The sequence below is a fragment of the Flavobacterium fluvii genome (assembly GCF_900129545.1).
GTDB lineage: Bacteria > Bacteroidota > Bacteroidia > Flavobacteriales > Flavobacteriaceae > Flavobacterium > Flavobacterium fluvii.
In genome coordinates this window covers 1,074,044-1,092,097 of record NZ_FQWB01000001.1, presented here as the reverse complement: position 1 = coordinate 1,092,097, position 18,054 = coordinate 1,074,044, and the positions used below count along the sequence as shown (strand labels likewise).

At 37.9% G+C, this 18,054-nt stretch carries 14 protein-coding genes; 13 read left to right on the top strand and 1 reads right to left on the bottom strand.

Translation table 11 applies throughout. The features are described 5' to 3' along the window. The first annotated feature begins 59 nt into the window (after window positions 1–59). From BUC16_RS04465 to BUC16_RS04410, 12 genes are all read left to right on the top strand, one after another. Window positions 60–1,097 (top strand): LacI family DNA-binding transcriptional regulator, encoded by a 1,038-nt coding sequence (locus BUC16_RS04465; RefSeq protein WP_073368730.1) that lies wholly within the window; start codon window positions 60–62, stop codon window positions 1,095–1,097. A 191-nt stretch (window positions 1,098–1,288) separates the two neighbouring features. Next, window positions 1,289–2,620, top strand: coding sequence for an MFS transporter (locus tag BUC16_RS04460; RefSeq protein WP_170860848.1), 1,332 nt, complete (start codon window positions 1,289–1,291; stop codon window positions 2,618–2,620). Window positions 2,621–2,638: 18 nt separating this feature from the next. Beyond that, window positions 2,639–3,292 (top strand): beta-phosphoglucomutase, encoded by a 654-nt coding sequence (gene pgmB, locus BUC16_RS04455; protein WP_073368235.1) that lies wholly within the window; start codon window positions 2,639–2,641, stop codon window positions 3,290–3,292. A gap of 60 nt (window positions 3,293–3,352) precedes the next feature. Then, the gene (gene mdxK, locus BUC16_RS04450; RefSeq protein WP_073368728.1) at window positions 3,353–5,662 is read left to right on the top strand and encodes a maltose phosphorylase MdxK; all 2,310 of its coding nucleotides are present in this window, start codon (window positions 3,353–3,355) and stop codon (window positions 5,660–5,662) included. 7 nt (window positions 5,663–5,669) lie between these two features. Continuing rightward, complete coding sequence (locus BUC16_RS04445) at window positions 5,670–7,784, top strand: glycoside hydrolase family 97 protein (RefSeq protein WP_073368233.1); 2,115 nt, start codon at window positions 5,670–5,672, stop codon at window positions 7,782–7,784. 53 nt (window positions 7,785–7,837) lie between these two features. After that, window positions 7,838–9,691: a glycoside hydrolase family 13 protein gene (locus BUC16_RS04440; RefSeq protein ID WP_073368232.1), complete on the top strand. Its 1,854-nt coding sequence runs from the start codon at window positions 7,838–7,840 to the stop codon at window positions 9,689–9,691. 4 nt (window positions 9,692–9,695) lie between these two features. Beyond that, a complete protein-coding gene (locus tag BUC16_RS04435) occupies window positions 9,696–11,144 on the top strand; it encodes an alpha-amylase family glycosyl hydrolase (protein WP_073368230.1) in 1,449 nt (482 codons plus the stop codon). A gap of 141 nt (window positions 11,145–11,285) precedes the next feature. Next, window positions 11,286–13,088 (top strand): glycoside hydrolase family 13 protein, encoded by a 1,803-nt coding sequence (locus BUC16_RS04430; protein ID WP_073368228.1) that lies wholly within the window; start codon window positions 11,286–11,288, stop codon window positions 13,086–13,088. After that, window positions 13,089–13,805, top strand: a complete 717-nt coding sequence (locus tag BUC16_RS04425) for a glycerophosphodiester phosphodiesterase (protein ID WP_073368227.1) — start codon at window positions 13,089–13,091, stop codon at window positions 13,803–13,805. A gap of 190 nt (window positions 13,806–13,995) precedes the next feature. After that, window positions 13,996–14,403, top strand: a complete 408-nt coding sequence (locus BUC16_RS04420; RefSeq protein ID WP_073368225.1) for a GxxExxY protein — start codon at window positions 13,996–13,998, stop codon at window positions 14,401–14,403. 42 nt (window positions 14,404–14,445) lie between these two features. Beyond that, window positions 14,446–15,654, top strand: coding sequence for a BaiN/RdsA family NAD(P)/FAD-dependent oxidoreductase (locus BUC16_RS04415; RefSeq protein WP_073368224.1), 1,209 nt, complete (start codon window positions 14,446–14,448; stop codon window positions 15,652–15,654). Between the two features lie 56 nt (window positions 15,655–15,710). Continuing rightward, window positions 15,711–16,145, top strand: a complete 435-nt coding sequence (locus tag BUC16_RS04410; protein ID WP_141226079.1) for a hypothetical protein — start codon at window positions 15,711–15,713, stop codon at window positions 16,143–16,145. 69 nt (window positions 16,146–16,214) lie between these two features. On the opposite strand, the gene BUC16_RS04405 is transcribed toward BUC16_RS04410, so the two are convergent. Next, on the bottom strand, window positions 16,215–16,691 hold the full coding sequence (locus BUC16_RS04405) for a TspO/MBR family protein (protein ID WP_073368221.1): 477 nt from the start codon (window positions 16,689–16,691) through the stop codon (window positions 16,215–16,217). Window positions 16,692–16,943: 252 nt separating this feature from the next. On the opposite strand from BUC16_RS04405, the gene BUC16_RS04400 reads away from it, so the two are divergent. Further along, a complete protein-coding gene (locus BUC16_RS04400) occupies window positions 16,944–18,053 on the top strand; it encodes a diphosphomevalonate decarboxylase (RefSeq protein ID WP_073368219.1) in 1,110 nt (369 codons plus the stop codon). Window position 18,054 lies beyond the last annotated feature (1 nt).

Below are 18,054 nucleotides of genomic sequence, written 5' to 3'. Positions count from 1 at the left end.
CGATAATATAAATTTATTTGAAACTTTTTTACGAAAATGATTTTTATTACATCCCCAATATGAAAAAGAAGGTTACGCTCAAACAAATTGCAAGAGAACTCGATGTCTCCATCTCAACAGTTTCAAAATCCTTGAGAAACAGTTTGGAAATAGGTGAAGAAACGAGACTAAAAGTGCAGGCTTTTGCCAAATTCTACCACTACAAACCCAATAATATTGCGCTTAGTCTAAAGAACAGAAAGACAAAAACCATCGGAATCATTATTCCGGAAATCGTGCATCATTTCTTTTCGACCGTTATCAACGGAATCGAGCATATAGCCAACGAAAACGGATATAGCGTCATCATATGTTTATCGGATGATTCCTTTGACAAAGAAGTCCTGAATATGGAAATGTTGGCCAATGGAAGCATCGATGGATTTATCATGTCACTCTCCAAGGAAACCCAACAGAAAAAAGATTTCCACCATATTACCGAAGTAATCAATCAAGGTATGCCCGTGGTTATGTTTGACAGGGTGACTGACGATATTCAGTGCGACAAAGTAATCATCGACGATGAATTGGCCGCCTATGAAGCCGTCCAGAGTTTAATTGACAAGGGAAGAAAGAAAATCGCCCTTGTAACCACCGTCGATTACGTGAGTGTTGGCAAACTAAGAACCGACGGTTACACCAAAGCATTACTGGAAAACGGATTGCCATTTGATCAAGACTTGATCATAAAAATCGAAAACGTGGACAATTGCGAAATTACCATTGCAAAATTATTGGAAGACAAAACCATCGACGCCGTTTTTGCCGTAAACGAACTATTTGCCGTGACGATTATTAAAACAGCCAATAAAATGGGAATAAAAGTTCCTGAAGACATAGCCGTAATTGCTTTTACGGATGGAATTATTTCGAAATATTCAACACCATCCATCACTACCGTGACTCAAAACGGGATAGAAATGGGAAACATGGCCGCCAAAACTCTTATCGAAAGATTGGAGTCGGAAGAGGACGAAAATGAGGAAGACGAAGAGGAGGAAATCTACAAAACCATAGTAATCGAAACACACCTCATCGAAAGAGAATCAACAAATTAGCCTTTAAAAACAATAACTTATCAAACTATTTCGTTGTAGTAGGGTGTAAGTCAATATATTCAAAAATCTGAAAATCTAAATTCCAAATTCTTTTATACATTTACGGCATTCAAAACTTTTACCTTTACTTCGAAAATAAGTTAAGTTTTGATAAGCAAGGCGCTTATCGTACATTCATTTAATATACGATAATGAAAAAACCTGAATTAAGTTTTTGGCAAATCTGGAATCTAAGTTTTGGATTTCTGGGAGTGCAGATTGGGTATTCACTACAAAATGGGAATACCAGCAGAATATTGGAAGCCTTGGGTGCCGATGTTCACAGCATTGGTTATTTTTGGCTGGCAGCCCCTTTGGCGGGTTTAATAGTCCAACCCATAATTGGTCTTTCCAGCGACAAAACCTGGACCCGTCTTGGACGCAGAATTCCATTTATATTTTTCGGTGCAATTGTTTCAGCTTTGGCCATGTTTTTTATGCCCAATGCCGAATACTTTACCTATTTGCTGCCGCCATTAATTTTTGGTGCCGTGATGCTTCTTTTAATGGACACTTCATTTAATGTTACAATGCAACCTTTTAGAGCCCTTGTCGGCGACATGGTAAACGACGAACAGAAAAATTTGGGTTATTCGCTGCAAAGTGCCTTGATCAATTTTGGAGCTGTTTTCGGTTCCTTGTTGCCTTGGATTCTTGCCAAAGCCGGAGTGGCAAACGTTCCTGCTGCCGGCGAAAAAGTGGCTGCATCCGTAATATGGTCTTTCTACATTGGTGGTGCAATTTTATTGGCAACCGTTCTTTGGACTGTTTTTAGAACCAAGGAATATGCTCCAAAAGAACACGCACAATACAATGACATCGATTTAGAAGCCGAAACCGTGACAGAAAAAACAAGCATCTTCAAATTGATTGCAAATGCTCCGAAGATTTTTTGGCAATTGGGAATCGTGCAATTCTTTTCCTGGTTTGCTTTATTTCTAATGTGGGTTTACACCACCAGGGCCATCGCCAATCAAGTTTGGGGTGCAGAAGCTTTAGACCCAAAATCAATTGGTTTCAACGAAGCCGGAGATTGGACTGGTGTATTGTTTGCTTTTTACAGCGCCGTTGCAGCACTATACTCATTACTCATCCCGTCAATTGCAAAATCAATCGGCAGAAAAAAAACCTATAGTTTTTCTCTTTTTATGGGAGGAATTGGGTTGGCTTCGATGTATTTTGTCCACGACAAAACCATTTTGTTGCTATCCATTTCGGGAGTGGGGTTGGCTTGGGCGGCCATATTGGCAATGCCTTACGCCATGTTATCAGGATCTTTGCCTGCCGACAAAATGGGTGTTTACATGGGATTGTTCAACGCAACGATCACCATTCCACAAATCGCCGCAGGATTGTTAGGCAGTACCATTATTGCCTTGTTTGGAGGTTTTCCAATGGCAATCATAGTAATCGCGGGAGTCTCCATGTTGATTGCAGGTCTGGCAGTGTTTTTTGTCAGGGAAAGCATTCCGACAGTTAAATAAATTATTACAATCATTTCAATGAATACAAAAGCATTTATATTCGACCTTGACGGTGTCATCGTCGATACGGCAAAATACCATTATTTGGCTTGGCTAAAAATCGCCAATCAATTGGGAATTGAATTCACGCACGAACACAACGAATTGTTGAAAGGCGTGAGTCGCGTGCGTTCTTTGGACATTATTTTAGGATTGGGAAAAGTGGAAGCTTCGCAAGAAGACAAAAACAAATGGCTCCTTCAGAAAAACGAAGATTATTTGTCCTATTTAGTCGATATGGACGAAAGCGAAATCCTGCCGGGAGTGATGCCGATTTTAAACTATTTGAAAGAACAAAATCAATTAATCGCATTGGGTTCGGCCAGCAAAAACGCCAGACCCATTCTCGAAAAAACGGGAACACTACCCTTTTTTGATGCGATTGTGGACGGAAATGATGTTTCGAATGCAAAACCCGATCCCGAAGTTTTCTTGCTTGCCGCCAAATTATTGAACATCAAACCAGAAGATTCGATAGTTTTCGAAGATTCGGTAGCGGGAATACAGGCAGCCAATATCGGCGGAATGGTTAGCATTGGAATTGGGGATGCAGAAACATTGCACGAAGCAAAACATCTATTCAAAGACTTTACCCAAATGGATAAAAGCTTTATAGACGCTTTGATAAATTAAATTTTGTTTCAAGATTCAGTTTAAAGAACCTGAAACTTGAAACTTTTAAACAAAAGAAAAATGAACCAAGATTATATAAAAGCAGACAATTGGTCCATCATAGAAGAAGGATTTGATGCCGAAAGTGTAAAATCTTCCGAAAGTCTTTTCAGCATTGGCAACGGTGCCATGGGACAAAGAGCCAATTTTGAAGAAAGTTACACTGGAGAAACCTTTCAAGGAAGTTATATCGCAGGAATTTATTATCCCGATAAAACCAAAGTGGGCTGGTGGAAAAACGGTTATCCAAAATATTTCGCCAAAGTCTTGAACGCTCCAAACTGGATAGGAATCGACATCGAAATCAATGATGAAAACCTGGATTTGAATATGTGTACGGCAGTTAAAAACTTTCGCCGAGAACTGAATATGAAAGAAGGTTGGTACAACCGTTCTTTTGAAGCCACATTAAAAAACGGAACCGAAATCGCCGTAAACGTGCGTCGCTTTCTGTCCATGAATTTGGACGAAGTGGGTGTCATCAACTACGAAATCACCGCCATAAACAAGGACACCAAAATAGTTTTCAAGCCTTACGTTGACGCTGGAGTAACCAATGAAGACACCAACTGGGAAGAAAAATTCTGGGAAATACTCGATGTAAAAAGAACCGGAAATGAAGCTTTTGTAACGGCTCAAACGTTCAAAACTCATTTTAAGGTGACGACCTTTATGCAAAACACCATTTTGGTGAATGGCAAAAATGGCAACATTTCGCCTTCAAACATCAAAACCGGCACCGACAAAATTCAATTTTCATACGATGTCATTATTGCAAAAGGGCAAAAATCTTCCATCCAAAAAATAGGCGGTTATACCGTTTCCTTGAATCACGAAAACACGCTTTCTGGAGCTGAAAATGCAATAAAAAATGCTTTGGAAAAAGGCTATGACAATTTACTGGAAGAACAAATTAAGGCTTGGGCCAAAATTTGGGAAATGTCGGACATTACCATTGACGGCGACGTAAAAGCGCAACAAGGTATCCGTTTCAATATTTTTCAGTTGAACCAAACCTATTCAGGCAAAGATTCTCGTTTGAATATTGGTCCAAAAGGTTTCACCGGAGAAAAATACGGAGGTTCCACCTATTGGGACACCGAAGCCTATTGCATCCCGTTTTACATGGCGACCAAAGACCAGCAAGTGGCTAGAAATTTGTTGACGTATCGCTACAATCAATTGGACAAAGCCATTGAAAATGCAGAAATCAATTTGGGTTTCAAAAATGGTGCGGCTTTGTATCCAATGGTGACCATGAACGGTGAAGAATGCCACAACGAATGGGAAATTACCCATGAGGAAATTCATAGAAATGGCGCGATTGCTTTTGCTATTTTCAACTACCACCGTTTTACCGGAGATTACAGTTACATTCCCGAAAAAGGATTGGAAGTTTTGATTGGAATTGCCCGTTTTTGGCATCAAAGAGCCAATTTTTCGAAAGACAAAAACCAATTCGTTATTCTTGGAGTTACCGGACCAAACGAATATGAAAACAACGTAAACAATAATTTTTACACCAATTATATTGCCAAATGGTGCATCGATTATACGCATGACCAAATTCAGAAAGTCTTGCTGGAATACCCATCAGACCATAAAAGAATCATCGAAAAAGTAAAATTATCCGATGCCGAATTGCAAGATTGGAAAAAAGTATCTGGCAACATGTACTTCCCAAAATCTGAAGAACTGGGAATTTATTTGCAACAAGACGGATTCTTGGACAAGGAATTGGTCTTGGTAAAAGACTTGGACAAAAGCCAAAGACCCATCAACCAGAAATGGTCTTGGGACAGAATCCTGCGTTCACCATACATCAAGCAAGCCGATGTTTTGCAAGGATTCTACTTCTTTGAAGACCACTTTTCGACAGAAGAATTAAAACGCAATTTCGAGTTTTACGAAGCCTTTACCGTTCACGAAAGTTCCCTTTCTCCTTGCGTACATTCGATTCAAGCGGCCAAGTTGGACAAAATGGACATGGCCTACACTTTCTATCTAAGAACTTCAAGACTGGATTTGGACGATTACAACAAGGAAGTGGAAGAAGGTTGCCACATCACCTCGATGGCGGGAACCTGGATGAGTATCGTGGAAGGTTTTGGCGGAATGCGGGTAAAAGACAATACGCTTCATTTTTCGCCAAAAATCCCGAAAGAATGGACTGGTTATTCCTTTAAAATCAATTTCAGGAATCAAATTCTCAAGGTTTCTGTTAATCATGAAGAAACACTTTTTGAGCTGGAAGGAACCAAAAACCTGACTGTTTTTGTCAATGGAGAACCTGTTTCCGTAAAACCAAAAACTTTAGTAACCCTAAAATAAATTGTAAATGAAAAAATATTTATTGCCCAGTTTTTTTATTCTATTGGTATTTCAATTATGTAATGCCCAAGAATTAAAATCTCCCAACGGAAATTTCACCATGACTTTTTCGCTTTTAAACGATGGAACGCCAACCTATGCGTTGACTTATAAAAACAAAGCGGTAATAAAACCAAGCAAATTAGGATTTGAACTGAAAGATGATAAAAATTCATTATTGAATCATTTTACCGTATCTGATACAAAATCGGCAACTTTTGACGAAACTTGGAAAACGGTTTGGGGCGAAGAAACCGCCATCAGAAATCATTATAATGAACTTGCGGTAACCATTAACCAAAAAGAAACCAACAGAAAAATCATTATACGCTTTAGATTATTTGATGAGGGTCTAGGATTCCGTTATGAATTTCCAGAACAAAAAGACTTGATTTATTTTGTCATCAAAGAAGAAAGAACCGAGTTTGCCATGACTGGCGACCATACCGCTTTTTGGATTCCTGGCGATTATGACACCCAAGAATACGATTACACTGAAAGTAAATTATCCGAAATCAGAAAACTTTTTAAAAGTGCAGTAAGTTCCAATGCTTCACAAAAGCAATTTTCAGATACTGGCGTTCAAACCTCACTGATGATGAAAGCAAATGACGGATTGTACATCAATATTCACGAAGCTGCCTTGATTAATTATTCATGCATGAACCTTGATTTAGAGGATAAAACTTTTGTTTTCCAATCGCATTTAACACCTGATGCACAAGGAAACAAAGGACATATCCAGGCACCTAGCGTTTCGCCTTGGAGAACTATCATTGCCAGTTATGATGCCCGCGACGTTTTGGCTTCAAGAATGACATTAAACTTGAACGACCCTTGTAAAATTGAGGACACTTCCTGGATTAAGCCTGTAAAATATGTTGGCGTTTGGTGGGAAATGATTACGGGAAAAAGCTCTTGGTCCTATACCAATGATTTTCCATCCATTCAATTAGGGGTTACGGATTATTCCAAAGCAAAACCAAACGGAACACATGGAGCCAACACAAAACATGTAAAAGAGTCAATTGATTTTGCCGCTTTACACGGATTTGATGGCGTTTTAGTAGAAGGTTGGAATGTAGGCTGGGAAGATTGGTTTGGTCATGAAAAAGATTATGTTTTCGATTTTGTGACGCCTTATCCAGACTTTGATGTCGTTGAAATTAAAAATTATGCAAAATCTAAAGGAATAAAAATGATTATGCACCATGAAACTTCTGGAGCAACTAGAAATTATGAAAGACATATAGACAAGGCATTTCAATTCATGAATAATCACGGTTATGATGCCGTGAAAACAGGATATGTTGGTAACATTATACCGTTAGGCGAACATCATTATTCTCAATCCATCATCAATCACTACCAATATTGTGTTGAAAAAGCTGCGGAATATAAAATAATGTTGAATGCCCACGAATCGGTTCGTCCAACCGGGATTTGCAGAACCTATCCCAACATGATTGGCAACGAAGCGGCCCGTGGAACAGAATTTCAAGCTTTTGGCGGTTCTAAACCAAATCACACCACCATTTTGCCTTTTACAAGATTAATGGGCGGACCAATGGATTACACACCAGGAATTTTTGAAATGGACATCTCAAAATTAAATCCTGCCAACAACTCGCATGTCAATACCACTTTGGCCAACCAATTGGGATTGTATGTCGTGATGTACAGTCCGCTTCAAATGGCTGCCGATTTACCTGAAAATTACAATCGTTTTTTGGATGCTTTTCAATTTATCAAGAATGTTCCAGTTGCATGGACAGAATCTAAATATCTTGAAGCCGAGCCAGGATATTACCTCACCATTGCCAGAAAAGACAAGAACTCAAATAATTGGTTTGTTGGAAACAATAATGGTGTTAAACCCAGAACTTCAACAATAAGTTTGGATTTTCTTGAAAAAGGAAAAAAATATGATGCAACTATTTATGCCGATGCAAAAGATGCCGATTACAAAACAAATCCTCAAGCTTATAAAATCACCAAGCAAAAAGTAACCAATAAAACAAAACTTTCCATTACTTCTGCAGCTGGTGGTGGTTATGCTATTAGTATTGTTGAAAGCAAATAAATTACAAAAGTCAGTTTACAACCGTATGCTGACTTTTTTATAAATTCAAGAAAATGAAAAAATACGTTTTACTCCTTTCACTCTTCATCAATTTTGCTTCGAATGCCCAAATTGATCGTGTTGAACCACCCTTTTGGTGGAGCGACATGCATCTTTCGGAAGTTCAAATCATATTCTACGGGAAGAATATTGCACAAAATCAAATAACGGTTTCAAACGGATTGGTTATCAAAAACATTCAAAAAACCGAGAATCCAAATTATGTTTTTGTAACCATCGACACTAAAAATGTGGCGGCTCAAGATTTTGTCTTTACTTTTAAAAATGGCAAAAAATCATTTACTCAAAATTATGCCCTAAAATCCAGAAGAGAAAATTCTAAATTCCGCAAAAGCTTCGATGCTTCGGACGTGATTTATCTCATCATACCCGATCGTTTTGCCAACGGAAATCCAAAAAACGACAGTTCAAAAGACACCAACGAAAAGGCAAATCGTTCCATTCCCGGCGGAAGACATGGCGGTGACATTGCAGGGATTATCAAAAACCTGGATTACATCAAAGAATTGGGTGCAACAGCGCTTTGGCCAACTCCCCTTTGTGAAGACAACGATGAAAACCATTCCTATCACGGTTACGGCCAATCGGATGTGTATAAAATTGACCCTCGTTACGGAACGAATGAAGAATACCTTCAACTGTCGTCCGAATTGCACAAACGCGGGATGAAAAACATCATGGATTATGTTACCAACCATTGGGGTTGGAAACACTGGATGTACAACGATTTGCCAACTTATGATTGGATTCATCAATTTCCGGGTTATTCGCAATCCAATTACAGAATGACGACTCAATTTGACAAAAATGCTTCCAAAATTGACACAAAAAATTGTATGGACGGTTGGTTTGTGCCTTCGATGCCCGACTTGAATCAATCGAATCCATTGGTTCTGAATTATTTGACACAAAATGCCGTTTGGTGGATTGAATATGCCGATTTGGATGGTTTCCGCGTGGATACATATTCCTATAATGACAAAGTTGGAATTTCTAAATGGACGAAAGCAATAACCGACGAATATCCCAATTTTAATATTGTTGGCGAAGTTTGGATGCACGACCAAGCCCAAATGTCGTATTGGCAAAAAGACAGTAAAATTGGTGCTATTGAAAGTTTTAATTCTAATTTGCCAAGTGTAATGGATTTTACTTTACATGATGCCATCGGAAATGTTTTTAACGAAAATAATGCCTCTTGGGACAAAGGAATGATTCAGGTTTATGACAATTTTGTAAACGATTTTCTATATCCAAATCCAAATAACTTATTAGTATTTGCCGAAAATCACGATACGGGTCGTTTTAACGAAATTTATAAAAACGATTTCAAAAAACACCAAATGGCAATGACGTTGATAGCAACCGTTCGTGGAATTCCGCAACTGTATTATGGCTCCGAAATTGGAATGAATGGCGACAAAGGAAAAGGCGACGCCGATATTAGAAAAGATTTTCCTGGTGGTTGGGATGGCGATTCCAACAATGCTTTTACCAAACAAGGAAGAACCGCCGAACAACAAAAATTCTTCGATTTCAGTTCCAAATTATTCACTTGGAGAAAATCGGCAGCAGTAATCCATTCCGGAAAAACAACGCATTATATTCCGGAAAACAATGTCTATGTCTATTTTAGACACAACGACCCGAGCGATAACGAATTGCAAACCGTAATGGTTGTCATCAACAATAATCCTGGAAAACAAACCATTAAAACCAGTCGATTCAAAGAAAATATTCAAAATTTCAAATCCGGAAAAGAGGTTTTGACGGATAAATCATTTGATTTAAAAGATGAAATTGAAATAGAAGGAAAGTCAGCTCTTATTTTAGAATTAAAAAACTAAGACCATGAAAAAAATACTTTTATCAGCATTGCTCCTAACAACCCTGTTTGGCTGCAAGAAAGAAAGTGGAGAAAAAGCAACTTCTTCTTCCGAAAAAACAGGACAAATTGCCGCTTTCCAACCTGAAATGGAGGAAAGCGCCGTTATTTATGAAGTAAACATCCGCCAATATTCTCCCGAAGGAACCTTTAATGCGTTTACAAAAGACATTCCTCAATTGAAAGAATTAGGCGTAAAAATTCTTTGGGTGATGCCTGTTTTTCCCATTTCACAAACCAAAAGAAAAGCAACTGGTGGTGATGACAGCAAATTTGCTTCGGAAATGCCAGCAGCAGAACAATCGAAATATTTAGGAAGTTACTACGCTGTTTCCGATTTCACAAAAGTAAATCCCGAGTTTGGAAAGATAGAAGATTTCAGAAAAATGGTAAAAACAGCTCATGAAAACGGCATTTATGTAATCCTTGATTGGGTTCCGAATCACACGGGTTGGGATCATGTTTGGATCAAACAACATCCTGAATATTACACCCATAATGACAAAGGCGAGATTATTGACCCTATAAATCCAGAAACAGGTAAAGCTTGGGGCTGGGATGATGTAGCCGATTTGAATTATGACAACAAGGGACTTCGTGCTGAAATGACAGCCGATATGATGTATTGGATTAAAGACGAAAACATTGACGGTTTCCGTTGTGATGTGGCAAGCAATGTGCCAAACGATTTTTGGCAAGATGCTGTTTCACAATTGCGTAAACAAAAAAATATTTTTATGCTTGCCGAAGCTTGGCAGCCAGAATTAATGAAAGGAAATCTTTTTGACATGTGTTATTCTTGGGATGCTCACCACACGATGAATGACATTGCCCAAGGCAAAAAAAATGTTGCCGATTGGGATAAACTTATCGTTGCGATTTCCAAAAAATATGCAACCGATGATATTTTAATGAATTTTGTAGATACCCACGATGAAAATTCCTGGAACGGAACTATGAAAAGTCGCTTGGGAAATGCCGAAGAAACAATGACTGCCTTGTCTTATTTAATACCGGGAATGCCGTTAATTTACAGCGGTGACGAATATGGATTAAATCACAGTTTGAAATTCTTCGAAAAAGATTCCATTCCGAAAACCAAAGGAAAACATTGGGAATGGCGAGCAAAATTGGGTAAACTTAAAAATGAAAATCCAGCACTTAACGGTGGAAAGAAGAAAGCAGCTTACACTCGAATTGCAACTTCGGATGATGCAAAAATCCTGGCTTTCGAAAGAAGCAACGAAAACAACAAAGTCATTTATTTAGCCAATATGACAAATGCACTTCAATTGGCAAAAGCCGATATCCAAGGAAATTATCTGGATTACATGAGTGGCAAAAAAATGACTTTTGTAAAAGATCAAAAAATCAGTTTAAAACCTTGGCAGTATTATATTTTGGTTAAAGAATAAAAAAAGGAAAATTGTAATTCTATTTTAACAATTAACCCTGTTCGCAAGAATGGGGTTTTTGTTTGTTTATTGTGTGAAAATAAAATGGTTGCAAAGAAAAATCTACTTTTATATTTGTATTTTTGATTTTTAACGAAATTTATGAAGCCCAACTCTCTTTTGACAATCGAACGAATAGAACCTCCATTTTGGTATGCCGGAATGCACAATCCGGAATTACAAATTATGTTCTATGGCAAGAACGTGGCAAAGTACCAGGTTTCGGTTTCCAATTCCATTGTCATAACTAATGTGAAAAGAACGGAAAATCCAAACTACATTTTCGTTAGCATCGACACCAAAAATTGTCCCGCATCCGACTTTGTTTTTACTTTCAAAAGCAACAATTCGGCGGCTTTTACCCAAAACTATTCCTTGAAAAAGCACAGGGAAAACTCGGCACAACGCAAAAGTTTTGACGCCTCGGACATGATGTATTTGATAATGCCGGATCGATTTTCGAATGGCAGAAAAGACAATGATTCCAACGATTTAACCCACGAAAAATACAATCGTGATTTGCCCGAAGGCAGACATGGCGGTGACATTCAGGGCATCATCAACCATCTGGACTACATCCAGGAACTGGGTGCGACAACCATCTGGAACACGCCACTTTGTGAAGACAACGACACTGCTTACTCCTATCATACCTATGCCCAATCCGATGTCTATAAAATTGACCCTCGTTATGGAACCAATGAAGATTATGTGCGATTGTCTTCGGAAATTCACAAACGAAAAATGAAATTGGTAATGGATTACGTGACCAACCACTGGGGATTGCAACATTGGATGATCAAGGATTTGCCTACCAAAGACTGGATTAACCAGTTCGAAAATTACACCCAAACCAATCACAGAAGAACTCTTGTTCACGATATTAATGCTTCTAAAATAGACACCAAAATCTGTTTTGACGGCTGGTTCGTGCCAACGATGCCGGACTTGAACCAACGAAATCCATTGGTGTTAAACTATCTCACACAAAATGCCATTTGGTGGATTGAATATGCCGATTTGGACGGTTTCAGGGTAGATACTTATAATTATGCCGATCCAGAAGCCATCACAAAATGGACCAAAGCCATCACCGATGAATATCCAAATTTCAACATCGTCGGGGAAATTTCGATGCGGGATCAAGCCCAACTTTCGTATTGGCAAAAAGACAGTCCGATTGGGAAAATCCAAAATTTCAATTCGCATTTGCCCAGCGTGATGGATTTTATTTTGTCGGACGCCCTTTTGACCATTTTCAATGAAGACGGCAACTGGGAAACCGGAATGACTAGAATTTACAACAATTTTGCGAATGATTTTCTATATCCCAACGTAAACAATTTATTGATTTTTGCCGAAAATCACGACACCCATCGATTGAATCACGTTTACCTCAACGATATTCGAAAATACAAAATGGCTATGACATTGCTGGCCACAGTAAGAGGAATTCCCCAATTGTATTACGGTTCCGAAGTGGGAATGGCAGGAAACAAGGACGATGGCGATGCCGCTATTCGCCAAGATTTTCCCGGAGGATGGGAAGGCGATCCCATCAATGCTTTTACCAAAGAAGGAAGAACGCCGGGGCAAAACGAGTATTTCGATTTCACTTCCAAGCTCTTCAATTGGAGAAAAACAAAGCCAGTAATTCATTTCGGAAAAATGACGCATTACATTCCAGAAAACAATACTTATGTTTATTTTAGACATAATGACACCGAAAGTGTAATGATTTTAATCAACAACAATGACGAGCCAAAAACTATAGACACGAGCCGTTTCCAAGAAAACCTGGGAAAAATTCAAACCGGAAAAGAGGTCTTGACCGACAAAACAATAGATGTCACCAAGGAAATCACTTTGGAACCAAAATCAGTTTTACTGTTAGAATTGAAATAAATGAGCAGCATTCTAAAAATTGCCCATCGCGGAGCAAAAGGCTATCAACCCGAAAACACCTTGATTGCTTTCCAAAAAGCCCTTGATTTGAAAGTTGACGGTATCGAACTAGACATACATTTGAGTTCCGATGGAGAAATAATAGTGATTCACGATGAAACGATTGACAGAACTACCGATGGCAAAGGGTTTGTAAATAAACTATCTTTGCAGGAATTGAAAGCATTCCGGATAGAAAATGGACATGACCAGAGGCTTTTAGCCGAACTGGCGCAGCAAATCCCAACACTGACAGAAGTTTTTGATTTGATAAACCGGCAATGTTTGATCAATGTCGAAATCAAGGGAAAAGGAATGGCAAAACCTGTAGTGAAGTTGATTGAATCGTATGTGGAAAATAAAAACTGGAAACGCGACCAATTTTTGATTTCAAGTTTCGATTGGATAGCATTGTTGGACATCCATTTGCTGAATCCTGAAATCCCTTTGGGAGTTTTGACGGAATATGATTTGGAGCTTGCTTTTGCTTTCGCCAAATTCATTGATGCAAAATCAGTGCATGCCTATTATCATTTATTGTCCGAAAAAATGACGGTGCAAATGCAGGAAGAAGGCTTTCAAGTATTTGCATGGACAGTCAATGAACCGGAAGACATCCAGAAAATAAAATCATTCAGCGTAAACGGAATTATTTCCGATTTCCCGGATAGAATATAATTTTATTAAAATAAGATTGTTTTGTCTAGCAAGAAAAAAAACATTTGAACCATTAAGTTCATTAAGAAAATTAAGTTTTGCATTGTTCTTAACCTTCTTAATGAACTTAATGGTTTGAAAAAATAGAATATGATTTTATAAACCATTAAGAAAATTAAGGCAATTAAGTAATCCCCTAAATAATTGAATTATGACAAAAAAAGAAATAACTCAATTGTCTTATGCAATAATCGGTTATGCAATAAAAGTTCATAAAAAATTAGGTCCTGGTCTATTAGAAAAAATATATGAGGAATGTTTAAAATATGAACTTGAAACAAACGGATACAAAGTTCAACAACAAATTAATATCGAAATCGATTATTATGATCTAGAGTTATCAAATCCATTGCGATTGGATTTATTAGTAAATGATTGTGTTATAGTCGAGTTAAAAACAGTTGAAAAATTCCATCCAATTGACGAGGCAAAATTATTGACCTATATGAAGCTATTGAGTATTCCACAAGGATTACTAATTAATTTCAATACAACTAATATAACAAAATCTACAAAACCGTTAGTAAATGAATATTTTGCTAGATTGGCGGATGACTAAACTTAATAAATCTTAATGACCTTAATGGTTTAAAAAAAGAATATGAACCAGAATTTTGACATTATAATTGTAGGCGGCGGCGCAGCGGGTTTTTTTACGGCAATCAATATCGTGGAGAAAAATCCAAAACTTAAAGTAGCCATTCTTGAACGTGGCAGCGAAGTCTTGTCCAAGGTTCGTGTTTCTGGAGGCGGAAGATGCAACGTGACCCACGCCTGTTTTGAACCCAACGAATTGGTAAAATTTTATCCGCGTGGCGAAAAAGAATTGCGAGGTCCTTTCCACCAATTTTGCTCGGGAGACACCGTGGAATGGTTCAGCAATCACGGAGTGGAACTCAAAATCGAGGAAGACGGCCGAATGTTTCCAGTTTCTAATTCTTCGCAAACCATCATCGATTGTTTTCTCCAAACAACCCAAAAACTCGGAATTGCAGTCTTGACCGGACAAAGTGTTCAATCCATTTTCAAAAAAGACAACTGTTGGAAAATTGAAACCCAAAAAGAAAATTACATTGCCGAAAAACTAGTTCTTGCCACGGGAAGCAACCCGAAAATATGGGAAATGTTGCAAACTTTTGGTCACGCCATCGTGAATCCCGTTCCATCCTTGTTTACTTTCAACATCAAAGATTCGAGAATAAAAGAACTACCGGGCGTTTCAGCCATAGTTTCGGTAAAAGTAAAAGACACCAAACTGACCTCGACCGGCCCTTTGCTAATCACGCATTGGGGGATGAGCGGCCCGGCGATTTTGAAATTATCGGCTTGGGGTGCACGAATTTTGTTCGAAAAGAATTACCAGTTTACCATTTTCGTCAATTGGCTGAATGACCTTGACGCCGAAGATGTAGAAAAAATATTAAAAGATTTGAAACAGGAACACGCCAAAAAAGCGGTTTCAAAGAAATCCCCTTTCGACTTTCCGAATCGTCTTTGGGAAAGTTTGGTTCTGGCTTCGAATATTTCTGAAGAAACCAAATGGGCTGATTTATCCAAAATACAACTGCAAAACTTGGTCAGCCAATTGACCAATTCCAGTTTTCAAGTGAACGGAAAAAGCACTTTCAAGGAAGAATTCGTGACTGCCGGCGGCATCGATTTAAAGGAAATCAACTTCAAAAACATGGAAAGTAAACTGCACGAGAACCTTTATTTTGCTGGAGAAATTGTAAATATAGATGCGATTACGGGTGGATTTAACTTTCAGAATGCCTGGACGAGTGGGTTTATTGTGGCGAGTAATTTTTAGTAAATAATACTTTCAGAATTTAAAACCCTGAAAAAACAGAAAACAATTGAATGGAAATGAAAAAAATACTTTTTTTAACCTTGCTGATATCAAATCTTGCTTTAGCACAAGAAACCAATTATTATTCATTAGAAAAAAATGGAAAAAAATACCCCAAAATAATTAGATATATACTATTAAATGAAGGAAAAAAAATCATTTATGATTCAAACACCTTGTTTTTTAATATCGACAAACAAAGATTTAAATACAATAAAAAAATCCATAAAACAGACACTTGTTCCTCCTCTGCATTGAAAAAAATCAAGACTATTTCAACTGGCCAATTAATCAAGGATGAATATGCAGAACACGTAAAAAAATCCAAAGAAAACGGTTTAAAAATTCCATTCCCTTTTAATCATTATAATTCCAGGGTTTTTATAATCGAAAAACTCTCCCCAGAAAAAATTATTAAACATGAAGTCGATTGGATTTTTTCTATTGAATAACAAAGGGGTTTGTTACTGAAAAATTGCAAAAAGTCCGATTATTAAAGAATGACTTATTGCTAAAAACTACTACTTATTCAACCACCAAATACTGGCATTCAAGACCGTGGCAAAACTCACCCAAAGCAAGTACGGAATAAATAAATAACCCGCAATCTTGTTGATTTTTGAAAACTTTAAATAAGTTTCATAAATCATCAACCATAGTATAACAATTTCCAGCCCGGCCAGCATTGGGTTTTTCAAACCGAAAAACAAAAACGACCACAAGGCATTCAACGCCAATTGAACGGCAAAGAAAACCAAGGCATTTTTCACCACTTCTTTTTCTTGCTCCATTCGATTCCAAACCAATCCTGCCGCAACTCCCATCATTACATAAAGAGTACTCCAGACTGGCGCAAAAATCCAATTGGGCGGATTAAAACTCGGTTTTGTCAATGTGGGATACCAAGTCGTGATGGCCGAACGGGTAACCATTCCGGAGAAATACCCAACAACCAAACACGTAACCACCACAACCAGAATTTTGGAAATCTTGTTCATCTTTTAATTTTTTTTTCAAAATTAATCAAAACTTTGAACGATACACAAAGCCTTTATTTTATTTCAGCCACGAATTACACTAAACAAACACGAATTACAACCAGTTTTAATTACACGAATTCTTAAAAGCAGATAAAATTCGTGTGATTCATTTTAAATTTGAAAAAATTAGTGACAATTGGTGTAATTCGTGTCAAACTTTTTTTAAACCGAATGCCCTGAAATCAGTATCTTTGCCCAAATTTTTAATTGATGTTTTCAGCAAACGATTTTATTCCGTCTCCCTATTCTCATTCCATTGAAACTGGAAAATTCCAGTGGAGTTCTCCAAGCAACATTGCCTTGGTGAAATATTGGGGAAAAAAAGACAGTCAAATTCCAGCCAATCCTTCGGTGAGTTTTACCCTGAACAATTGCAAGACGATAACCAAATTGGCTTTCGCCAAAAAACACACTTCGTCTGCGCTCAGTGTGACAGACACTTTTTCTTTTGACTTGCTATTTGAAGGAAAACCCAAAGAAGATTTCAAACCAAAAATCCAGCAATTTTTCGAAAGAGTTTTGGTTTATTTGCCTTTCTTGAAAGATTACCATTTTACCATTGATACCCAAAATACTTTTCCACACAGTTCCGGAATTGCCTCGTCGGCTTCGGGAATGGCGGCTTTGGCAATGAACTTGATGAGTTTGGAAAAAGCTTTAAACCCGGAAATGACCGAAGATTACTTTTATCACAAAGCCTCTTTCTTGGCGCGTTTGGGTTCAGGAAGTGCCTGCCGAAGCGTGAAAGGAAAAATGGTCGTTTGGGGAAATCACGACAATATTCAAGGAAGCTCCGATTTGTTTGGAGTGGAATTTCCGAATGTCGTTCACGAGAATTTCAAGAATTTTCAGGACACGATTTTGTTGGTGGACAAAGGCGAAAAACAAGTATCGAGTTCCGTGGGCCATAATTTAATGAACGGACATCCTTTTGCCGAAAGACGATTCGAACAAGCACACGAAAACCTGGACAAATTAATCAACGTTTTCGAAAGCGGAAATTTGGAGGAATTCATCACCATAGTCGAAAGCGAAGCCTTGACATTGCACTCGATGATGATGACTTCGATTCCGTATTTTATTTTGATGAAACCCAACACGCTGGAAATAATCAATGCGATTTGGAAATATAGAAACGAAACCAAAACCCCGGTTTGTTTTACCCTTGATGCCGGTGCCAACGTTCATGTTTTATATCCAGAAAATGTTAAAGAAAGCGTTCTTCAATTTATTAAGAACGAATTAGTTGGCTATTGTCAAAATGGTCAGTACCTTTGTGACGAAATTGGAGATGGAAGTCAATTATTAATTGATAATTAAA